This is a genomic window from Micromonospora sp. NPDC048830, assembly GCF_043198215.1.
Lineage (GTDB): Bacteria > Actinomycetota > Actinomycetes > Mycobacteriales > Micromonosporaceae > Micromonospora.
The window spans coordinates 1-5,242 of the sequence record NZ_JBICUP010000103.1 but is presented as its reverse complement, the minus strand read 5'-3'; the positions used below and the strand labels follow the sequence as shown (position 1 = coordinate 5,242).

General features: G+C 64.3%; 1 pseudogene. It reads left to right on the top strand.

The annotated features are described in order from the left end of the window. Positions 1-686: 686 nt before the first annotated feature. A pseudogene (locus tag ACGFIZ_RS33960) lies at positions 687-5,242 on the top strand (hypothetical protein); the annotation flags it as partial.

Genomic DNA, 5,242 nt, shown 5'->3' with positions numbered 1-5,242 from the left:
CGCAGCCGATCACCACGACCGGCACCGACCCCAGCGCCATCCTGCTCGCCTCCACCACCCCACCCCGCGGCCCGTCCCACGCCATGCAGGCGGAGACCACCTCCCCCTCTGACGCTCCGCCCGGCGATCGGCCGTCCGGTGCGGAAGGTGACCCGTCTGGTGGCGGCCCGACGCTTTCTGCCCCGTCCCCCGCATACGATCTGGCAGAGGGCGATATCGGGACACCAACGCAATGGGATCTCCCGGATTTCCTGCGGACGGAGACCGGCGGAGCGGGCGGGTTCCCGGGCTCGCCGGCAGCGCCTGAATCTTTGCCCGAGGGGTCAGGGGTGCCACTGGCGCTTGGCTCGGAGTCGCCGCGGTCGGAGTCGCCGCGGTCGGAGTCGGGAACTGAGCCGACCCCGAAGCGTCAGCGTCTAGATGATGGGCCGGCAGAGCAGCCTGATCATGACCTGGTTTTTACCGACGCTGACCCGCCATTGTTCGAGGTGCCGGAATCATGGGATGTCGAGCTGGGGACGGAGACCGGCGGAGCGGGCGGGTTCCCGGGCTCGTCGCCAGCGCTGGCGCCGGTGCCTGAATTTTCGACGGAGGGGCCAGGGGCGCCACTGGCGCCTGGGTCGGCGTTGCCGCCGCCAGAGGACGATGCGCCGCCGGCCGGGTTCGAGGACTGGATGTCGTCAGGGATGGATCCGTCGGCATTCATCATGGGGTTGCCGTCGGAGAACCGCGCGCCGGACGATGCGGTCGGGTTCCCGGGCTCGCCGGCAGCGCCGACGCCGGCGCCTGAATCTTTGCCCGATGAGCCAGGGACGCCACCGGCGCGTGGCTCGGCGTTGCCGTCGACGGACGGTGCGCCGGTCGGCTTCCCGGGCTCGCCGGCAGCGCTGGCGCCGGCGGATGGCTCGGCGGTGCCGCTGGCGGAGGTCGATGTCGCGTCGGGCTTGGCCCAGAAGGTGGACGCGGCGATCACCGCGTTGTCGGCCGTGGTGCCCAGGAAACGCTTCGAGGAGTGGGCGCTCGAGGTGTTCGACGTCGACTCTCGGGAGTTCGGCGTGGGGGGCGGGCCCTTCCTTCAGCAGGTGTTGGACGCCTACGGGGAACAGTTGGCGAAGTTGGGGGTCCGCAGCCTGGATGGACTGCGTGCGTGGGTGATTCGTGAGCTGGCCGACGACCTCGCCCGGGACGAAGGGTCGAGGTTCAGGGGGATTCTTCCGTATCCGGAGGGCGTGTCGGAGCAGGAGCGGCAGGCCCTGCATCGGGTCTGGTACCACAAGATAGGAAACGTCGATTCGGGTCATGAAGTCCGGCATGTGCTTCTCTATGTGTTGGCCGGGAGGTTGCCCCTGTCGATGCGGGTCCATCATGGGTTCGGTGCCCCGTACGACATCATCTCGCCGCTGGGTGACGGTGTCACCCCGAAACAGGTCTTGTTCTTGGAGAACGGTTACCTTTCTTTCGTCGAGCCTCGTGCCGAAGACGGTTCCGGCATCGCCGACCAGATCGATGCGGGCTTCCCCCAGGCAGAGATAGCCCCCAGCAGGCGGCGGGAACTGGATGGGGAGTTCGAGAAGACACGTGATCTGCTGCAAAAGGCGATCGCCAACGCGGAGGAGAAGAATGGCGACAGCACCTACTGGCGTATCCTGGGGAACACCTTCCAGCGTAACCTCGCGGACATCCGTCGACGCCTCACCTTCCCCCACAGGCAGGTTCAGGAACTCGCCGAACACCTCCGATACTTCAAGAAGCTCAAGACCCAGGGCGGCTGGGTAGACCAGCGGCCAACGGACCTCCACGACCCATTCACCATCCGTGTCCGGGCCACGGAAATGTCGGAGTTCACCCCTCCAGCGCAAGTGTTGAGCATCCGGCTGGCGGACGGCCAGCCGCCGCATCGGGAGTTTGTCGCTGGGCTTGTCGTCCGGGGTGATGAGGTCAATGTCACTTTTGGGGAATGGGGTGGCGGTTTTGTCGAAATCCGGTACACCCGGCCCGACGGCACCGAAAGCGCCATCTTCCGAAGGATCGGCCGCCAGTTAACTGCCGACGAGTTGAAGGTTCTGAAGAGAATGGCACCCGGCCGGGCGTGGACAACCGGCCGCCCATTGTTCGTCGAGTCCTACCGCGGCACGGCGTCCATATTCAATAGGCAATTGATCGTATCGCTCGGCGGGGGTGTCGGGGTCCAAGGCCGCAGACCCACTGTCCCGCCAGGCGTCATGGTTGACGGCAGTGAATTCGACTTTCCCGAGATGAACCGAATTCGTCTCGAAAGCGGGTTTGACGCCACTGGTCGACCCATGGTGGTCGCGAAAATCTCGGCCACGGTCGGCGGAGCCGAACAGGACCTGTACGTGGAAGTGGTCAACCCCGCTCCCACCGCATACGACATCGGCGGGTTCCCCGGAAAAGTGCTGTGGGAGTTGGAGAATCAGTGGGATCTTTCCGACTCAGAAGTTTTCGAAGACACAATTAGGGCGCAGAATAAATTGCCCTACCCCCTGTCGATTGGTGTTGGTAAGGGGGACTTGATCGGTGGGGGGAAGGTGCAGGTCGCCGTTGGGACGCCGATCACCTTCTGGGTAGGGAAGTGGCCGCGGCTGCCCGCATCGGAACTCGGCGTTTTCGTCGTGGTCAAGGTGCCGTTGGTCGGCGACAATAACCGACACGCCTACCGGCTCTTCAACGCGAGGACGACGATCGATAAGTTCGCTGAGCTCATGGGAACGCTCCGGAGACTGCGTGGGCACGTGCCAGCCGAGTCGGAAACTGGGCCAACCTCGAAGCATCGGCGCACCGATGAGCGCGCCGATGATGGGCCACGGAGGCCGCGCCGTGGGCGTGGGCCGGCGTTGGAACGGCGCCCGGTCGGCCCTGGCGCTCCGCATGGCAATCAGCCGTTCGGTTCGACAGACGGTGAGCGGTCTGGTGTTGGCCCGGAGAGCTCTGCCCTGAGGGATGACTCGCCGGTATTGCTCGATATATCGATATCGGATTGGCTGGAGCCGGAGCCGGAGCAGGAGGTGGCTGAGGCAATCACCACGTTGTCGGACGTGGTGTCCGGTGACCAGGCGACACTCTTCGAAAAGTGGGCGCTCGAGGTGTTCGACGTCGACCCTCGGCGGTTTGACATGGGGGTGGCCGGCGTCTTTCAGCCGGTGTTGGACGCCTTTGGGAACCAGTTGGCGAAGTTGAAGGTCCGCAGCCTGGATGGACTGCGTGCGTGGGTGATTCGTGAGCTGGCCGACGACCTCGCCCGGGGCGACGAGTCGAAATTTAGGGAGATTCTTCCGTATCCGGAGGGCGTGTCGGAGAAGAAGGAGCGGGAGGCGCTGCACCGGAACTGGCTCTCCAAGGTCGTAGGTGGCGGGGTTCACGAACTCACGCTTGTGCCTTTCCATGTGCTGGCCGAGAAGTTGGGGCCGATGCAGGTCCATCATCCGTTCGGTGCCCCGTACCGCATCGGCCCGCGGCCGGGTGACGGTGTCGTCCCGGAACAGGTCCTGTGGTGGAGGGGCGCCTACTTCCTCGTCAAACCCCGTGCCGGAGACGGTTCCGGCGTCGCCGACCGGATCGCTGCGGGCTTTCCCCAGGAAGCGATAGATCCCAGCACGCGGCGGAAACTGGATGGGGTGTTCGAGTCGACGCGTCGTCTGCTGCAAGCGGCGATCGCCAAGGCGGAGAAGAATCGCGACAGCGCCTACTCGCGTATCCTGGGAAATGCCTTCCGGCGTGACCTCGCGGTCATCCGTCAAGGATCCTTCCCGTACAGTCAGGTCCAGGAACTCGACGCACACCTCCGATACTTGCGCAATCTCAAGGACCAGGGTGGCTGGGAAGACCAGCGCCCAAGTAACCTCGATGGCCCATTCACCATCCGCGTCCCGGCCACCCCGGTGCGGCATGACCCGGAGATATCGGGGTTCACTCGTCCGGTGCCCGGGTTGAGTATCTGGCTGGCCGGCCAGGAGGTGCGTCTCGATGGGATCGATGGGCTTGTTCGCCCGGGTGATGAGGTCGATGTCACTTTCGGGAAGATTGGGAGAAGGCGTGGTGCCGGTTTTGTCGAAATCCGGTACACCGCGCCCGACGGCACCGAAAGCGCCATCTTCCGAAGGATCGACCGCGAGTTCACTCCCGACGAATTGAAAGCTCTGAAGACAATGGCACCCGGCTGGGCGTGGACAACCGATCGCCCATTGTTCGTCGAGTCCTTCCGCTCCACGACGTCCCTAAGAATACACAGTTATGGTGGGCGATCGGGTTGGAGGCAATTGGGCCTACACCTCAGCCGGGGTGTCGGGGTCAAAGGCCGCCAGCCCATTCTCCCGCCAGGCATCGTGGCCGGCGGCGGTTCGTTCGACTTTCCCGAGACGGACCGAATTTATCTCGAGAGCGGGTTTGACGCCATTGGTCTACCCATGATGTTCGCGGAAATCTCGGCCACGGTCGGCCGAGCCGAACAGAAACTGTACGTGAAAGTGGTCAACCCCGCTCTCGACGTGGACGACATCGGCGGGATCTTCGCGTCCGGAAAAGTGCTGTGGGAGTTGGAGAATCGGTGGAATCTTTCCGACTCAGTGGCTTACAAAGGCAAAATTGTGTCGCAGAATAGCTTGCCCCGCCCCCTGAACCGTAGTGTTGGTTACAGTAAGAATGGTAAGGGGGACTTGACGTTCGGTGGGGAGGAGGTGCAGGTCGCCGTTGGGACGGAGGTCATCTTCTGGGTAGGGAAGTGGCCGCGGCTGCCCGCATCGGAACTCGGTATTTTCGTCGTGGTCAGGGCGCCGTTGGTCAAGGGACCCGGACACGCCTACCGGCTCATCGACACGGGCATGAAGATCGATAAGTTCGGTGAGCTCATTAAAAAGCTCGGCCGGCAGCGGAATCTCACCCTGCTTGGCCCGCAAGCCGAGGGGGCACCTGAGCCGATCGGGCAGGGTCCGGGCGCCGGGAATGAGTCGGGCGTTGGGGATGAGTCGGGTGCCGAGGGTGGGTCGGGTGCCGGGGATGGGTCGTTGCCTGGTGGTGCGGCGGCGTTTGAGTGGGGTCCTGTGGGGGGTGGTTCGTCTTCGGGTGGTGGGAAGGGTGTGTTGCCGGCGGGGTGGGCGGCGGGTGTGGAGCCGTCGGTGGAGTGGGTTGGCGGTGGTTGGCGTGTGTCGTATCGGAGTTCGGCAGGTTTGCCTGCTTGGGACGAGATGACGCATGTGTTTACTGATCGGTTCACCTGGCAGGGTAA